We start from the raw sequence: 16,909 nt of genomic DNA, 5'->3' as shown, positions 1-16,909 counted from the left end.
GCCAGAGGCGCCAGGAGACGACGCCTCATGCACAGGCCGGATATATGGCAGCAACCTGTTCCTGCATCGATGACCGAAGCCTTGCAAGCAGGGAGGAGACCATATACGGGTTTACAGCGCCCTCGCGGAAACCTGTCCTCGGCACTAGGATGTACAGACTGACCACTGTGAAATAGTTCTGTTTAATCTTCATGACGGCAAGACTGTCACAATGGCGTCGCACTGTTACAATGGATAAATGAACAGTGCTTTCGCGACACCTACCGCCTCCCTTGATGATCCCTTCTACTACCTGACGAACTTTCGCTTCGTTCTGGATTGGGTGGGGGAGCGCCATGCTGATCTGCTTTCGGCAGAAGAGCGCGATTTCCTATCTCAATTCAATATATTGCCGCGCGCCTCCCAAGCCCTGCTGGTGCGCATGGTGATGCGCAAAGGTGAGTTGTTTAGGCTTAGCAAACTCAGCTATGCCGAGATTGGCGACAGCGCGACGGCGATAGCGCCCTTGATCGCGTTGGGGTGGGTCGATGATCAGCCAGCACTTAGCATTGACGAGCTGTTTAATCAGCTGCGTCTGGCTGAACTTCGCCACATTTTAGCCGACGAGATACGCGCCTCTGGGTTAAACGCGTCGAGCGCTAAAACGGTGCTTTACGACACGCTGGCAAGCAGGTTTACGCAAGCTGTTCCTCTAAAGGTATGGTGGCCCAACGCGCCTGACCGGGTGGTGCGCCTCACTGTGATGAATATTTGCGACCGGCTGCGCCTGATGTTCTTTGGCAACCTGCGCCAGGACTGGGCGGAATTCGTTTTAACCGAATTAGGCCTGCAGCGATTCGAAGCGGTTCCCTTTACGCCGCAATCCCGCGCTTTCCAGTCGCGTCAGGAAGTCGATACCTACCTGGCGCTCCATTATTTGCGCCAACGTCTCGATGAGGGCGAGCTTCCCGCCGAGCTTCATCCTGAAGTACCGCCGCCTGCGGATAACCACTGGCTGGCCACGCGGCGCGCACGGCTGCTGCTGCAGCTGGGCCGCGAGGCGGAGCGTAGTGGCGAATCGGCGCTCGCGCTGACGCTCTATGGCGATGCGGGCAGTAGTGAGGCGCGCATTCGCCAACTGCGGGTGCTGGAGCGGTTGGGCGAGCACCAAACGGCGTTTGAGCTGGCCACCCAAGCTCTTGAGAGCAGCCCCAACGAAACCGAGCGCCAGGCGCTGGCGCGGATGCTGCCCCGTCTGCGGCGGCGGCTTAAGCTGCCTGCTGTGCCGAGCGACATTGAGCCGGCCCATGAGCGTTGGGATCTCACCCTGCCGGGGGCGCAATTTGTCGAGCGGGCTGTGGTGGAAGCCCTTAGTGAGCCGCACGCGCCGGTCTACTATGTGGAAAACAGCCTGATCACCGGGCTGTTTGGCCTGCTCTGCTGGCCCGCGATATTTGCGCCGTTGCCCGGTGCTTTCTTCCATCCCTTTCATCATGGCCCCGCGGATTTATACCGCGACGATTTCGTGGCGCGGCGGCGTGACATCTTCGATGCCTGCCTGGCGCGGCTGGAAGACGGCAGCTACCGCGAGGTGATTCAGGCGATCTGGCAAGAGAAGTTTGGTCTTGTATCACCCTTTGTCCACTGGCCAATTGTCGATGAGGCGCTTGTCGAGCTGGCGCTGACTTGTATCCCCGCTGAACATTTACGGGCCTGTTTTGAGCGGCTGCTGGGGGATCTCAAGGCCAACCGCGCCGGGCTGCCGGATCTGATTCAGTTATTGCCCGATGCCCCCGCGGGCACGCCGCGCTACCGGATGATTGAAGTTAAAGGCCCTGGCGATCGGCTACAGGATAACCAGCGCCGCTGGCTAACGTTCTTTCACCGTCATGAGATCCCCGTCGCGGTATGCTACGTCCGCTGGGCGGATAGCGCCGAGCCAATGCCATGAGCGCGACTTATCGGGTGGCGGTGCGGGCGCTGTGCGATTTCACCGCCCGCGAAGGCGATCTCGACCACCGCTTTACCCCTGCGCCCAGTGCCCAGGAAGGCATACAAGGGCATACGCTGGTGGCCAGCCGCCGCGGGGCAGACTATATGGCCGAACTGCCGCTGTCAGGCACCTTTGAGGGGCTGACGGTGACGGGGCGGGCCGATGGTTTTGACCCAGCGGCCAACCGTCTGGAAGAAGTCAAAACCCACCGCGGCAGCCTGGAGCGCATGGCCGATAACCAGCGCGCGCTGCACTGGGCGCAGGTGAAAGTCTACGGCGCGCTGCTGTGTGCCCAGCGCAGCCTGGAACACATCACTTTGACGCTTGTGTACCTGGAGATCGCCAGTGGCAAGGAGACCTTGCTTAGTCAGGAGGCGTCCGCTACCGAGTTGCAGGCTTTTTTTACCGACCAGTGCCAACGCTTTCTCGCCTGGGCGGAGCAGGAGGCCGACCATCGCCAGCGCCGCGACAGCCGCCTGCAAACGCTACGTTTTCCTCATAGCACGTTTCGCCCCGGCCAACGCGAGCTCGCTGAAGACGTCTATAAAGCCACCAGTACCGGGCGCTGCCTGCTCGCCCAGGCGCCCACGGGCATTGGCAAAACGGTGGCGACGCTGTTCCCCATGCTCTCGGCCATGCCGCGCCAGCAACTCGACCGTATCGCCTTTCTCACCATGAAGACCCCCGGCCGCCGTTTGGCGCTGGATGCGCTCGCCACGCTGCGCGCTAGCCCGGGCGAGGAAGCCCAGCCGCTGCGGGTACTGGAACTGGTGGCCCGCGACAAAGCCTGCGAATACCCTGACCGCGCCTGCCACGGCGAGTCGTGTCCGTTGGCGGGAGGCTTTTACGACCGCCTGCCAGCCGCCCGGCAAGCGGCAGTAGAGCAAGCCTGGCTGGATCGCGACGCGCTGCGGGAAGTGGCGCTGGCTCATGACGTGTGCCCGTATTACCTGGGCCAGGAACTGGCGCGCTGGACGGATGTGGTCGTCGGCGACGTTAACCACTGGTTCGACAGCCACGCGCTGCTGCACGGCCTGGCCCAGGCCAACGACTGGCGAACGGGCGTGCTGGTCGACGAAGCGCATAACCTGGTGGAGCGCGCCCGCGGCATGTACAGCGCCGAGCTCGGCCAGCAGCGCCTTAACCGGGCGCGCCGTGGCGCGCCGCCAGCGCTTTCACGGCCTTTGAACCGTTTAGCCCGCCAGTGGCAGGCATTGTTTAAAGACACGTTCTTTAATGACACGTCGCTTAAAGACGCGGGGCTGGATGAGGTAGGCGAACCGGGTAAGCCCGTCTATCGGCTGCTCACGACGCTGCCCGACAAGCTGGTGGCCGCCGCTCAGCAGGTGGGGGCGTCGCTGACCGATCACCTGGGCGAGCACCCTGAAGACGCCAGTCTGGAACTCCAGGAACTGCTGTTCGAAGCGCTGGCGTTCTGCCGCCTCGCCGAGCGTTTTGGCGAGCATTCGCTGTGCGACCTTACCCGTTACGGGCGGGGGCGGGCGGTGCTGGGACTCCGCAACCTGATTCCCGCTGATTTTTTGGCCCCGCGCTTTAACGCCGCGCACACGGTGGTGCTGTTCTCGGCAACGCTTACGCCTGGTCACTACTATCGGGATCTGCTCGGCTTGCCGGAAAAGACCGTCTGGCGCGAAGTAGCTTCGCCATTTGCCGCCCGCCAGCTTGAGGTACGCATTAGGCGCGATATTTCCACCCGTTTTCGTGATCGGGACGCCTCAATCGAGCCTATTGTCGCTACCATGGCGCAGCAGTATCAGGGCAGACCGGGCCACTACCTGGCGTTCTTCAGCAGCTTTGCCTACCTGGCGGCGGCGCTGGCGCGGTTTCGTGAGTCGCACCCGGAGGTGCCCGTGTTCAGCCAAACACGCGGTATGCCGGAGGCCGAACGTGAGGCGTTTCTGGCGCGCTTTATCCCCGGTGGAAAAGGTATCGGCTTTGCGGTGCTGGGCGGTGCCTTCGCAGAGGGTATCGATCTGCCCGGCGACCGGCTAATCGGCGCCTTTATCGCCACTCTTGGGCTGCCGCCGTTTAACGACTTCAATGAAGCGCTGAAAGCGCGCCTGGGCGCGCGCTTTGGCCAGGGTGACGACTATACCTACCGCATTCCTGGCATGATCAAAGTGGTGCAGGCTGCCGGCCGGGTGATTCGCAGTCCAGAAGACGAAGGCGTTGTGGTATTAATGGATGATCGTTTCGCCCAGACCAGCGTGCGTGCGCTATTGCCAAGCTGGTGGTCGCTGGGCTGAGCATATTAAACGGGGCGGGTGTTTTTCGTTCTGGCGGCTATGCTTAAGGGACGATGTTTAAGGGACGATGCTAAACGACCATCAGGCCACGGAAGCGGCCACGGTAGCCAGCCAGGCTGGGCACCGTTCAACACAAGGGAGTGTTATGTCATGAAGAAGCCCATCAGCTTTTTTGTTCACCACCAGGGGCGCGGCCATGCGCGGCGTACCATGGCGATTATCCGCCAGTTTTCGGCCGACCGCCCAGTCAGTGTGATGACGGCGGATCCTTCGCTGTTTGACGGTTTCGAACGCGAGATTGAGCTTGTACCGCTGCCTGACATGATCGGTGCGGACGTTCCCACCCAGGCGCTGTATGACCAACCCACCCCTTCGGTCATGCACTGTGTGCCCATGGGGGTGGTCGAGATGCGCCAGACCATGCGGCGCATTCTGGATCATCTGGACGATAGTGATGCCGGGCTGTTCGTGATCGATGTTTCCGCGGAGCTGGCGCTGCTGTCGCGTATCGCGAGTATTCCAGCGGTCAAGGTTCGCATGCACGGTGACCGTAACGACCCTGGGCATCTGGGCGCTTATGAGGCGTGCGTAGGCATGTTGGCGCCCTATGATGAGCGCCTCGAGCAGGAAGACTACCCTAGCCGCCTGCATCAAAAGACGTTTTACACTGGGGGGTTGTGTACCACCGCCGCCGAGATACCTGAACGCGCCGAAGCGCGCCGCCGACTGGGGCTTGATCCCAACCGTGAAATCGTCCTGGTACTGACCGGTGGCGGCGGTTCGGGCACGCCCTACGCGCCGCTTACCGTGGCGGCACGCGCCGCGCCCAATACGCTGTTCGCGACGATTGGCCCGCTTCATCGGGAGGGCCACGAGACCGATTTTGCCAATCTAAGGAATGCTGGCTGGGTCGAGAACGTGGTGGATTACCTAGCGGCTAGCGACATCGTGCTGGCGTCCGCTGGTGACAATACCGTGCATGAAATCGCCATGCTGAAACGCCCTTATATCGTGGCGCCTGAGTGGCGCTACTTTGGCGAGCAGACCCGCAAAGCCGAACGGCTGGCGGAGTTGGGCGCGGCGGTCAACATGGCCGTCTGGCCTAGTGACTATGCCGGCTGGCAGACCGTGTTAGAAAAAGCCCGGGGGCTGGATGTCAGTGCGCTGGCCGAGCTGTATAGCGAGGATGCCGCCCGGTGTGCGGCCGAGTGGCTGGAAGCTTGCGTTGACCGGCTCTGGTCAGGGGCGCCTACCGCACAGACCGCTTCCGGCGTTACTGCTGAGAAGCACCTGGGCGCCGAGTTTACGCCCTGGGCCATGGCGTCTGAAACTCAGCCGTAACGGGCGCTAGCAGGCAGGCGTGCGGCGGCAATTTCCTCCTGGGTGGGGCGTCTAACGATCTCGATGACCTCTGCTACCGGCGACCAGCGAATGGCGTCGGCTTCATGAAACTGGTTTAGCCAGTACTCCATGCACCACTGCCCCCAGCGTGAGTAAAAGCGCCGCGCGTTGACAATGATCGCCTCGAAGTGCGGCCAGGGTGGCGCGTACATCGCGTGGTGCTGGTGCCAGGCAAGCGCGCCGCCCACCCAGTAAAGCGGTACGTCGGCCGCTGCCAGCCGCCAGGCGTAGTCGGTCTCCTCGCCGCCGTAGCCCCTGTAACCTTCATCCATGCCGCCTGCTCGCTGGTGATCCTGACGCATCAGGGCAAAGGAGAGCCCCCAAAGGTTGCCGTGGTCAGGCTCACGCCGTATTTCATCGTCTTCAATGGTTGGGCGTGCCGGGTGGCGCTCACCTAAGGTGGCAAGGTGGGTAAGGTCCAATGTCCCATCGGCGCGTTGGCGCACGGCGTCGGCGGGCAGGTAGTGCACTTCGCCAATATAGAGCGCCGCTTGGTGGGCAAGCGCCTCGCGGTAGCGCGCAACCAGCGTGGGTGATGCGATGCAGTCAACATCCAGAAATATCAGCCCATCAAAAGCAGCGGCGTTTACCGCTGCGTTACGCGCCTTGGCCAGCGGCAGGGCATCACCTTCAACCATAACGTGACGTACCGGGAAATGCGTTTTGGGTAGGTCTGTTTCGGCTTCTGGCTGCATCCAGGCAATTACCAGCTCGTCCGGTCGCTGCGTCTGGGCTTCCAGGCTCAGCATGAGGTTGACCAGATGTTCGCGGCGGTTTCTAACCAGCGTCAGAGCGCTTACCTTCATGCCGAGCCCCCCATTTTTTGTCGGCGTTGAAAGTGCTGAACGCCCTCAATAACCCCCAAGGCGTGGTGTGCGCGGGCAGTATAGACGTGGGCCACTTCGGGCCCGTCCAATAGTCCATCGCAGTGGTTGGCCACCGCGATGGAGCAGGGCACCGAGCGCAGCATATCCAGGTCATTACCCGAGTCGCCTGCAACATAAAGCGACTGGGAATCAATATGCAGACGTTTGCGCACGTGCTCGACGGCCTGCCCCTTGGACGCTTCAACAGGCAGGATATCCACATAGCGGCTATGGCTTTGAATAACCGTGCCCGCTAGGCCGCGCTTTTTGAGATGTGCCTGGATACGTGCAATCAATGTTGGGTCACCATCGCTGAAGTAGCTGAGTTTATGACGGCGCTGTTCAAGCGATCCTTGGGGCGTCAGCTCAGGCATATCTCTCAAAGCCTGCTCTAATGCTTCCTGCTGCCAGCGCCGGTCAATCCGCGCTGACCACTCCGCGTCTTGCTGGTAAGTCACGCCGTTAGGGTTGCGGTAGTAAATCTCCGAGCCCACCGACGAAATGATCACCAGAGGGGCGGGGATGCCGGCCTGTTCGAGAATCGACAGCGCGCTGTGAAAGCTGCGTCCGGTGGCAACGCCAAACCCCAGTGTGGGCTGTGTTTCGTACCACTGGATAAAGGCGCGTATGCCGTCGGGCGAGCCGGTAAGAGTATTATCGATATCGCAGATCAGCAGCGCCTTGGGTTGCGCCGGGCCGAGGGTCGGCTGGATTAAGCGGGCGAGCAGGTCGTGGTAGCACTGAGTGTGGCGTTGCCAGTCGTAGCACTTGACAGCCTCCTGGCCGTTGTCAGCCATGCGCTGCCAGCGTTCGGAATTCTGGAGCAGGTCAAGTGCCTGGCGGATGATCTCATCATTGTGTCGGGGGTTGATGAGTACGCCGTTGTTACACTGTTCAATAATGTCGCTGGGGCCGCCGCTGTCGGTGGCAATCAGCGGTAGGCCCGCCGCCGAGGCTTCGAGCAGGGTCAGTCCAAACGGCTCGTTGAGCGCCGGGTTGATGAATATGCCGCACCGCTCACGTGCCCAGGCGTACAGCGCAGGGATATCTTCGGGGGAGTGATGCTTGGGGTAGGCCACGTGACCATAGAGATTGTAGTCATCAATTAGCGTTAAAATCTCATGGAGGTTATCGGCAAGCTCGGGCTCTAGCGCATCAATATGTTCGCGTACGCCTGCCACAATCACCAGATTGGCACGCTGTTGCAGCGCTTTGCTCTGCCCATAGGCCGATACTAGCGCCGCCAGGTTTTTACGGGTAACGGGACGGGCAATAGCCAGCAGCACGGGCTTACTGGGATCGGTCAGAAAGGGTTGCATCATCGCTTCAATAGCCGGCGTTGAAGAGGCGCCAGTAAAATCATCCAGATGGCTGCCGGGCGGGATAACGCGGATGCGGCCGGTATCATAGTGCAGGTAATCGGCGTACTGAACCTCAGCCTCATCACGGGAGCTGGCGATGATCAGGGTGGCATCGCGAATGGCGCGCTCCTCAAAGGCGATGCGGCGCTGTAGTGTCTGCTGTGTTTGTGTATCAAGGCTAGGCTGGCCAGTGGCAAGGCATTTCAGCTTGCATCGCCCCAGCGAGTGGGCGGTGAACACAAACGGAATCGCGTGGCGAGCGCCGATTTCAGCGGCCACTTCGCCGGCATCGGCGTAGTGGGCGTGCAGAACGTCAGGCGGTTTGGGTAGGCTTGCCAGCCACTCTTCAAAGGCGGCAATAAACGAAGGCAGTTCCTGCCAGAGGTCTTCCTTGGGCAGGTAATTGGCGCACGTGGTAGGCAGGCGCACCAGGTTAATTTTCGGGCTGATCACCTCCACTGGGCAGGTATAATCTACCCGACTAAACTCACTGGCGAAGGCGCGGGTCACCAGCGTAATACGCTCGATGGCTGGATCCTGTTCGGAAGCCTCGACCAGCTCCAGCAGGTAGCGGATATGGCCGCCGGTATCGGCCGTAATACCATATTCGATATCGCTGCCGCGCAGGCAGCCCTGTAGTGCCAAATGTACAATATGCATGTCGTGAATTCCTTTTCACCTGATGGGGTGTACCCAATCTATGCTTCAGAAACAGCGTTTACGCATTGCCCAGGTCGCCCCCGTTATCTTTCCAACCCCGCCGGTGGATAACGGAGGCACCGAGCGCATTGTCTACGACCTAACCGAAGCGCTGGTGACCATGGGCCATGAGGTCACACTGATAGCCCCTTCTGACAGCCAGACATCGGCGCGCCACTTGGCAACCTCGCCAAGCCTCAGCCGCTGGCAGCAGTTACGTGATAACGTGCCGCCAGGCGTGCCGGGCGTTCTTGAGGCGCTGGCGCTGGAACGCTTGCGCCAGCATTTGGATGAGTTCGATATCATCCACTGCCATGGTGAGTTCTGCCACGCGGCGGTGCTGGGCGAGCGCCGCCGCCATAGCGTAACGACCGTGCACTGGCGCGTTGATGAGCTGGATCGACAGCTTTTTTTCGAAGGATTTCCCGATTTGCCGGTAGCCTCCATCTCAAAAGCCCAGGGCGCCGCACTGCCTGAAAACAATCACCTGGGTACGGTTTACCATGGCCTTGATGCTCGGCGCTTTAATATAGGTAAAGGTTCAGGAGAATATTTGGCCTTTATCGGCCGCATGACCGACCAGAAACGCCCCGACCGGGCCATCGCGGTGGCGCGCGCTACGGGCTATCCGCTGCGCCTGGCGGGTGGCATCGATGTGGGCAACCCTGGCTGGTTCGACCGCCACGTGGCGCCCGAGCTTGATGAGCGCATTCAGCATGTGGGTGTGGTCAATGATCAACAAAAGCAGGCATTTCTGGGCGAGGCGGCCGCGCTACTGTTCCCCATTGATTGGCCGGAACCCTTCGGGCTGGTGATGATCGAGGCCATGGCCTGTGGCACGCCGGTCATTGCCTGGCGAAATGGCTCGGTGGAAGAGATTATTGAAGAGGGCGTCAGCGGCTTTATCGTCGACTCCCACGCAGAAGCAGTGGAGGCGGTTAAACGCCTGCCAGCGCTTGAGCGACACCGTGTTCGCGAGGTGTTTCTTGAACGTTTTACCGCATCCCGCATGGCCGAGGATTACGTGAAACTTTATAAAACGTTATTAGCCGGTGATGACAGCCAATAACTATTCATAACGACGAAACCAAGTGACCTAATGACAGACCTACTCTGGTACCAGTATGCGCTAATCGGTTTGATTTTTGCCTGGAGCGGTTTCGTACGCACCAGCCTGGGGTTTGGCGGTGCCGTGCTGGCGCTGCCATTTTTACTCTTGGTGACCAATCAACCCCTGGTGTTCTTGCCGATTATTGCTATCCATCTGCTAATTTTCTCCAGTTGGATTGCTTGGAACGGGCATCGCCAACTGCAGAAAGAGAGCAGTGCCACACGCCCTGCGGAGAGCAATATTGATTGGGTATATTTACGCAAAGCCCTGAAAATCATGATTATCCCCAAGCTGATTGGGGTGGTGGGGCTGTTAACGCTTCCCGCCCAGGTCATGACCAGCATCATTTTCGGCATTGTGTTCATCTATGCCATTGGCTATGTGCTGAACCGGCCATTCAAGAGCAAGAATAAGTACGTGGATTACGTGCTGCTGGCGCTGGGCGGCTATGTCAGCGGCACCTCGCTAATTGGCGCGCCGCTGATCGTGGCGGTGTTCGCTACGCATGTCGCCAAAGAGCAGCTCCGGGATACCATGTTTGTGCTGTGGTTTATCCTGGTAGTGATCAAGATGGTTTCGTTCCTGATCGCGGGCGTGGATCTACAGCTAATCCACCAGTTATGGCTGCTGCCCTGTGCCTTTATTGGCCATTTGGTAGGCGAGAAAGCCCACCGCTATATGCTCAAAGCGGATACCGGGCTGTTCTTCCGGGTGCTGGGTGCAGTGCTGATGTTGGTCAGCGTGGTAGGGTTGCTTCATCCACCCGGCTAGTGGGGCGCTACCTTTAAAGCTTACTGTCTGCTTGTAGCGTTGTTTTGCCCAGAATGATCAGTATGATCGCCAGCACTCCGCACACGACCGCCATGGCGGTAAACACATTGCGCAGCGAGTCCAGCCAAATCACCGCCGGGGAGACCACCACTGGGGAGATAAACTGGCCGAAAAAGAAGGTCGAGGTAAAGCCGCCAAATACCCGGCCACGCACCCGCTGAGGGGTGATGCGCATCAGCCAGGTGGTGGTGTTGGGCATAAAGGCACCCAGGCCAAATCCCGAGATGGCCGCCCCGACGATGGCCATGGCGTAACTTTGGGTGAACCCAACGATCAAAAAGCCAGCGGCCGCCAGCAGGAACCCCAATACATAGATCGTCATCACCGAAAGAAATGGTTTGTAGTAGCCGTAGCAAAACGCCACGATACTGGCCGTTAGCGCCGCCATGGAAAGCGCAATGCCGATCGCCATACCACTGATCTGACCCTGCTGAGAGAGTAAAAAGGGCAGTTGGGCGGGAAACATATAAAACATTGCCATACTGAGCATGGCGATGAGATAAGCAAGGCCAGTGCGCCCGATATCCACCTTCACCGGCGCACCGTTTGTATCAGCACTTACGCTACCGCTGGATTTGGGTTCTTGAAGAATCGCCCACGCATAGGGCAGTAACAGCACGCCGGTCAGGTAGAGTAGAAACGGGCCGCGCCAGCTCCAGTCGGAAAGTATCCCGCCGAGGTTAATAAAGATAACCCCGCCCAAGGCCATGCAACTGCTCTGCAATCCCAAAAAGCGAGCGCGTTCGGTGCTATCGAAATAATCCCCCACCAGCGTGGTGCTGATGCTAAGAATGCCCGCCACCGCTATTCCCATCAGTGCCCGCGAGCTTAGCAGCAGATCCACTCGGTCGATGAAAAAGCCTGAGACCCCGGCAAAACCATAGATACCCAGCATCATCAGCAGCAGTTTTTTGCGCCCAAACCGGTCAGCCAAATAGCCCATCAGCGGGCTAAACAGCGTGATCATCAGCGCAGGAATAGTCAGGATGAGTTGGATCAGCACCTGCGGCTGATCAGGAAAGTGGCGGCTAATTCCCGGCAGCGCAGGCGCTATAATCGCCCCCGACATCACGGTCATGGTGCTGGCAAAAAGGAGAACGGCCTTAATATGAGCTAAATGGCTAATGGGTCGGCTTCCACATCAAATGTAAAGAGAATGGCTTACATCACTAGCACGAATAGTAGCATTTATTTAGCAGGCTAGTTATTGCCTGGTGCGAACGACTTGCCGAGAGACTAAGACTAGCCTCTCGTGGGGTGAAGAAAGTAACCATGTTTCATGCTGGCAACGAATTCTAGGCGTTTGAAGATGCCCACATCACCGTTTATCTAATAGGTTTGTTGGCGTCTATCTGTTATAGCTAAAAGTGAGAGAGCACATCAGCAGGGGCAGTTAACGTGGCGTTTTCGTCCAATGATAGTACAGGCCAACTGGCGGATATCTTGCCGGTGACGGCCCACCTGTTTAATAACAGCGGCACAGCGGTTTCCCTGTTCGATGATCAGGATCGGCTGCTTTATGGCAACGACCAATATTATAGCCTCATCTGCCATACGCGGGGTTCGCACCCAACTTGGCCGGAAATCGTGCGTGACAACTATGCCAAGAGGCAGGGGCTGATTGTTGAGACAGATGATATTGAGTTGTGGATTCAAACAGCGCTAGCAAAGCGGCGCACGCAAAATTACCGCCAGTTTGAAGTTGACGCATGGGATGGCCGCTGGCTGCTGATGACGGAAACGCTGATTCCCGGCGGAGGCCTGCTGGATATCGGTGTGGACATCACTCAGGCAAAGAACATGACGACGGCTTTAAAGCAGGAGTATCAGAATGCGTTGGTTAAAGCCGAGACCGACTTGCTCACTGATATGGGAAATCGCCGCGCCCTAGAGCGTTTGCGTAAGATTCTAATGAGTAAGGGACGACATTTTCAGGTGACTGCTTTGATGATCGACATCGATCAGTTCAAACCCTACAACGACACGCTCGGGCATTTGCAAGGTGACATATGCTTGCAGCAGGTGGCTCGGGTAATTCGAAGCACCCTTAGGGTGGGCGAGGCTTACCCGATAAGATTAGGGGGTGATGAATTCCTGGTACTGATGCTAGGCGCACCACTCGCTCTCGCTCAGCAGGTAGCCCAGAGAATCAGAAATGGTGTGCGTAGAAGTGCCATTCCCCACCCAGCGACAGGCTCTGGTCTGGTTACCCTGAGCATGGGCCTTGCTAGTCGGGAAATCATAGATTCAGAAAGCTTTGCATCGCTGCTCAAGGACGCCGACGATGCGCTCTATGAGGCTAAACGTAGCGGGCGTGACCGCATCAATGGCCTGCAGGGTGGCCCTGACCAAACATAACTCCCCCGGCGATGTGGAGTGGCCGGGGGCTGGATTATTCGCCTTTGCGTGCTCTGGCCAGTTCGGCCATGGCGACGCGGGAGAGAAAGCCGGAGCGGGTTTTGTCGCCGGGGTGGCTGGCCACAAAGTCATCAATCTGCTTAACCAGTAGATCAGGCAGGGTAACGTTGATCTTGTGGCTTTTGCCCAGGTAGGGGGTCAGGTCAATATCCACCACCGCCCAGATCCAACCAGCGTAATCAGGGTTGTCCATGTGGTGCTCGATGGACGTTGCTTCGGGAATGGGGTCGCCATAGTCCACGGCGACTTCCAGCCATCCTTCGATCGCTTCTTTCACATTAGCTAACGCCTCTTCAAAGGTGTCACCCGCTGAAAAGCAGCCGTGAAGGTCGGGCACTACGACCCCATAGGCGTGTTGTTCGTCGCCACGTTCAATTGCAATGGGAAACAACATACGTTGATCTCCTTTATGGGGGGCAGTAGTGGCCAGCCTCATAAGAGGTCGGCGCTTTTTCTGATTGCTCTTACCAATCCCATTTTCAAATCCTTTTTAGGATGTGGCACGGTGACCGCGCCGGGCTTGGTAGGGTGCCTGAAGTGGTGGTGGCTGCCGTTGACTCTGACCAACTCCCAACCGTCTTTCTTCAGCTCCTTTATCAGCGCTCTGCTATCCACCTCCTGAACCTGTGCTGATTAGCTGTTCTGTTAATCGCGGGGTTACTATAACCCTGTATTTGAAAATGGGCAATTAATATAACCCTGATAACCCCGTTTACTGGACGGAAGGGTGGCTTTGAAGTGAATCCAGGTCATGACGATGTAAGAGATTTCTTACAAATCTTGTCGGCAATGTCTTACATAAACGGGGCCATTCATCTGCCATGCTGCCTATGACGCTTGGATGCGCGAGCTGGAAGGAACCAGCTTTTCTGTAAGGAGACGGATACCAAAAACCCTCGGCCATTGGATGGCCGGGGGTTATGTTTGTATATGCGTTACTCAGTGGCTTTCTTATACCCCTTTAGCTTGGGAGGTTTTACGCAGGTTCATAGCGTTGACGGATTCGACGGGTGTCTTGGTGCATGACGGCGTTCTTTATGCAGAAGCACGAACAACGGGTTAATGGGCAGAGAGGGTTTCTTGGTCGTACTGGGCGATGTTGCGCAGCATGAGCCTGCGAGCGGTCGCCGACATCGAACGCATTTCCAACTAGGTAATGCGTTCCAGGGTGCCGTGCTCGGCTTCGGTGAGGCAAGTCATGGTTGGCGAGTTACACCCTTTGAGCATAAATCGACTTTGGGGCAATGGTGTTAGTGGTGACCATGGGCTAGGCTTCCTTAATGAATTAAAGGACTTTTAAAGGGTTGAGTTAACGCAGCTGCTAGCTGCTGTTAAGTTGGGTAGTAATGATTTTGTGAGTAGCAAATGTGGCCATGGCAGTGGCTCCCTTGCGGTGTGTTGTGAAGCCTGAATGGTTTCATTGGGGGAAAGGCTACGGGAGGGAAGGGAGCCAGGCCCGGATCTCTCATCACTGAAGATGTACGACATCGAAGCTGCGGCCGGGGCTGGGCGCAGCTTTGAAGGTGAACCGATTAAAACCACGCTCTACTTTTCCAGCGCAGAATTGGCGGAACAGGGCCTATACCCTGCGCAGGTGGTGGGCATCAAAGTGCGTGGCGATTCGATGGATGGCACCTTGGCTGATGGTGATTGGGTGTTGGTGGAACGCAGCAACCGCGACCCTAAGCAGGAAGGTGTTTTTTTGCTGTTGGTTAGCGGGGAACGGCGGATTAAGCGGGTGCAGCGTCTGGCGGGCGGCGCGTTGTACTTAATCAGCGACAACGATCACTACCAGCCTGAGATGATCAATACGCAGGATATGCATGATGTGGAGATTTTGGGGCGCTGTGAGATTCGGATTGGGCGGGTGGTTTAAAAGATGACTAATTTAAAAATTAAAGAAATACTAGACTTGTTTGATGAGTGTGAAAGTGTGATTTATCAGTTAGGAAATGAATATATTCTTATCGAGGTGGGCGATGATGCTTATGTATATTTGATTGATAAACCAAGCATAAGGCATGAAGTACTTGGAAAAATAGGTGGTTTTATATTTTCACCTAGAATTGAGGAGGAAGGTTCAGAAGAAGTTCGCTATTATAAAGTTACTTCCATGTTCCTAAATGAGCTTGGTGACAGATTCTTGCGTAAAGGTATAGGTTCAGAAATAGTGAGGTTGAAGGAAGAAATTGGCGAAGGGCGTGTTATTTTCGGTGAAAAGGCTGACGTCAAAAATAATGATGGAAGTGGCTTGATTGACTCTGGGCCGGCTTTTGTGGAAGCTATGTATGCTAAAAGGAGATAATGAGATTCTTCTTTTTTATAACAACTAATGAGGATATAGGGTATGACGTTAATTTATGAGAGGTTTTCTGATGTCAATTTAAGCGATGTTTTCTTTGATTCTTTAAAGGATGATTATAAGGAGTTTCCTGACTGGTTTAATAGAAAAGCCGCCCAAGGCGATGGGGCATATGTTTTCTATAATCAGTTAGGTCTTGTGGATGGCTTTCTTTATTTGAAGAGAGAAGACGAAGCCGTTTTAGATGTCTACCCCAATTTGCCACCTTATCCACGGTTGAAAGTTGGTACGCTAAAAATAAATGCCCATGGCACTAGGCTTGGTGAGCGTTTTATTAAGAAAATTTTTGATCATGCTGTAGAGCATAATCTAAAAGAAATTTACGTAACTGCGTTCGAAAAGCATGAAGGCTTGATTGCACTATTGCGTCGTTATGGTTTTGATGTTTATGGCAATAAGAGTACGCCAAACGGTATTGAATTGGTGTTTGTTAAGAGAATTGGAGCTTTTCATAGCGACTCATTATTAAATTACCCTATGCTGGATATGAAGTCGAATAGATGCTTTTTGCTTGCTATTTATCCAGAATTTCATACCAGAATGCTGCCAGACTCTATACTTAAAAATGAAAGTTTTGATGTAATTCAGGACGTATCTCATACGAATAGTATCCATAAAATATATTTAGCCGCTATGCAGGGGGTAGCCTCTTTTACACGAGGTGATGTACTTTTAATATACCGCACGAACGATTATAAGGGGCCTGCGCACTATAGATCTGTTGTGACTTCTGCTTGCGTTGTGGAAGAAGTTAGGAATATTCATGAGTTTTCTAATTTTACTGATTTTCGCCGTTATTGTGAATCTTATAGTGTATTTGATCTAAGAGAGCTTGAAAATTTTTATGCAACTAAGCGGTACCCATTTATCATTAAATTCAGCTATAATGTTGCTATGAAGAAGAGAATTACACGCGGCAATTTAATTGATGAATATGGCATGCGACCAAAGGATCGTTGGAGTATAGTGCCTTTAGTTCCTTGGGTTGCAAAAAGTATCTTGATAAATGGTGGTGTTGATGAAAGTCTTATTATCGATTAAACCGGAATATGCGAATTCTATTCTTGATGGAAGCAAGCATTTTGAGTTTCGTAAGTCTATATTTAAACGTGAAGATATAGAGAAAGTGGTTATTTACGCCACTAAACCGGTGGGTAAGGTCATTGGTGAATTTGATATTGATGGTGTGCTATCACTTGAACCAAGTGAACTATGGGAAGAAACGAAGCATCATGCAGGTATTAGCCTCAGCTTCTTTGAATCCTATTTTACTGGCCGGGATAAGGGGTTCGCTATTAAAGTGAAAAATCCTGTACGTTACCACGAACCATTTGAGCTTAATCAAGTAGTATCCAATGGTGCAGCACCTCAATCATACCGTTACCTTTAGTTTTATTGATCCAGAGCCCAAACCTTTGCCGGTTGGGCTTTTTTAAAGCCGCATCATGATGGCGGGAGTCTCCGGATATGGAACAGCATCTACGCCAGTTAGAGCCTGGATTCATAGAATAACCGCAGCACTTTGGATCACACAGTAGAGGAAGGAGGGCCAGCGCCGGTACCCTCTCGACTTTACCGACCAAAGTGAAGCAGAGCATGGGATACCGACAACTGACCCAGG

General features: G+C 55.8%; 15 protein-coding genes. 10 read left to right on the top strand and 5 right to left on the bottom strand.

From position 1 onward, the window contains the following. Positions 1–238: 238 nt before the first annotated feature. The 3 genes from QT231_RS23335 (at position 239) to QT231_RS23325 (ending at position 5,580) form a co-directional block, all read left to right on the top strand. A complete protein-coding gene (locus QT231_RS23335; protein ID WP_308339172.1) occupies positions 239–1,930 on the top strand; it encodes a VRR-NUC domain-containing protein in 1,692 nt (563 codons plus the stop codon). Next, complete coding sequence (locus tag QT231_RS23330) at positions 1,927–4,239, top strand: ATP-dependent DNA helicase (RefSeq protein WP_308339171.1); 2,313 nt, start codon at positions 1,927–1,929, stop codon at positions 4,237–4,239. The genes QT231_RS23335 and QT231_RS23330 overlap by 4 nt, the downstream gene beginning before the upstream one ends. 150 nt (positions 4,240–4,389) lie before the next feature. Continuing rightward, positions 4,390–5,580 carry a glycosyltransferase gene (locus QT231_RS23325; protein WP_308339170.1) on the top strand — a complete coding sequence of 397 codons (1,191 nt, stop codon included), beginning with the start codon at positions 4,390–4,392 and terminating at the stop codon, positions 5,578–5,580. Here QT231_RS23325 and QT231_RS23320 read toward each other — a convergent pair. Both QT231_RS23320 and QT231_RS23315 read right to left on the bottom strand, forming a co-directional pair. Then, positions 5,571–6,446, bottom strand: coding sequence for a galactosyltransferase-related protein (locus tag QT231_RS23320; RefSeq protein ID WP_308339169.1), 876 nt, complete (start codon positions 6,444–6,446; stop codon positions 5,571–5,573). The two genes, QT231_RS23325 and QT231_RS23320, sit on opposite strands and share 10 nt — an antisense overlap. Next, positions 6,443–8,527, bottom strand: a complete 2,085-nt coding sequence (locus QT231_RS23315; protein ID WP_308339168.1) for an HAD-IIB family hydrolase — start codon at positions 8,525–8,527, stop codon at positions 6,443–6,445. Before QT231_RS23315 ends, QT231_RS23320 begins: the two co-directional genes overlap by 4 nt. Before the next feature lie 40 nt (positions 8,528–8,567). Between QT231_RS23315 and QT231_RS23310 the strand changes: the two genes are divergently transcribed. Then, positions 8,568–9,635 carry a glycosyltransferase family 4 protein gene (locus tag QT231_RS23310; RefSeq protein WP_308339167.1) on the top strand — a complete coding sequence of 356 codons (1,068 nt, stop codon included), beginning with the start codon at positions 8,568–8,570 and terminating at the stop codon, positions 9,633–9,635. A 30-nt stretch (positions 9,636–9,665) separates the two neighbouring features. Beyond that, on the top strand, positions 9,666–10,448 hold the full coding sequence (locus QT231_RS23305; RefSeq protein ID WP_308339166.1) for a sulfite exporter TauE/SafE family protein: 783 nt from the start codon (positions 9,666–9,668) through the stop codon (positions 10,446–10,448). 13 nt (positions 10,449–10,461) lie between these two features. Here the strand turns inward: QT231_RS23305 and QT231_RS23300 are convergent, their stop codons facing one another. Beyond that, entirely contained in the window at positions 10,462–11,616 is a 1,155-nt protein-coding gene (locus tag QT231_RS23300; RefSeq protein WP_308339173.1) for an MFS transporter, read from the bottom strand. Positions 11,617–11,906: 290 nt separating this feature from the next. Between QT231_RS23300 and QT231_RS23295 the strand changes: the two genes are divergently transcribed. Further along, positions 11,907–12,866: a diguanylate cyclase gene (locus QT231_RS23295; protein WP_308339165.1), complete on the top strand. Its 960-nt coding sequence runs from the start codon at positions 11,907–11,909 to the stop codon at positions 12,864–12,866. Between the two features lie 34 nt (positions 12,867–12,900). Here QT231_RS23295 and QT231_RS23290 read toward each other — a convergent pair whose 3' ends face one another. Both QT231_RS23290 and QT231_RS23285 read right to left on the bottom strand, forming a co-directional pair. Beyond that, a complete protein-coding gene (locus QT231_RS23290) occupies positions 12,901–13,320 on the bottom strand; it encodes a type II toxin-antitoxin system HicB family antitoxin (RefSeq protein WP_308339164.1) in 420 nt (139 codons plus the stop codon). Positions 13,321–13,358: 38 nt separating this feature from the next. Continuing rightward, a complete protein-coding gene (locus QT231_RS23285) occupies positions 13,359–13,541 on the bottom strand; it encodes a type II toxin-antitoxin system HicA family toxin (protein ID WP_308339163.1) in 183 nt (60 codons plus the stop codon). Between the two features lie 796 nt (positions 13,542–14,337). Between QT231_RS23285 and QT231_RS23280 the strand changes: the two genes are divergently transcribed. From QT231_RS23280 to QT231_RS23265, 4 genes are read left to right on the top strand one after another with little or no spacing between them, the layout of a single operon-like run. Continuing rightward, the gene (locus QT231_RS23280; RefSeq protein ID WP_308339162.1) at positions 14,338–14,802 is read left to right on the top strand and encodes a S24 family peptidase; all 465 of its coding nucleotides are present in this window, start codon (positions 14,338–14,340) and stop codon (positions 14,800–14,802) included. 3 nt (positions 14,803–14,805) lie between these two features. Then, a complete protein-coding gene (locus tag QT231_RS23275; protein ID WP_308339161.1) occupies positions 14,806–15,231 on the top strand; it encodes a hypothetical protein in 426 nt (141 codons plus the stop codon). Between the two features lie 42 nt (positions 15,232–15,273). Then, positions 15,274–16,329 (top strand): hypothetical protein, encoded by a 1,056-nt coding sequence (locus tag QT231_RS23270; protein WP_308339160.1) that lies wholly within the window; start codon positions 15,274–15,276, stop codon positions 16,327–16,329. Continuing rightward, positions 16,307–16,678, top strand: a complete 372-nt coding sequence (locus QT231_RS23265; protein WP_308339159.1) for an ASCH domain-containing protein — start codon at positions 16,307–16,309, stop codon at positions 16,676–16,678. The genes QT231_RS23270 and QT231_RS23265 overlap by 23 nt, the downstream gene beginning before the upstream one ends. Positions 16,679–16,909: the final 231 nt, after the last annotated feature.

This window comes from Halomonas sp. SpR1, from assembly GCF_031010175.1.
In the GTDB taxonomy this organism is placed as follows: Bacteria; Pseudomonadota; Gammaproteobacteria; order Pseudomonadales; family Halomonadaceae; genus Vreelandella.
Note: the sequence above shows the minus strand (reverse complement) of the source record. Positions and strands in the feature narration are given on the sequence as shown.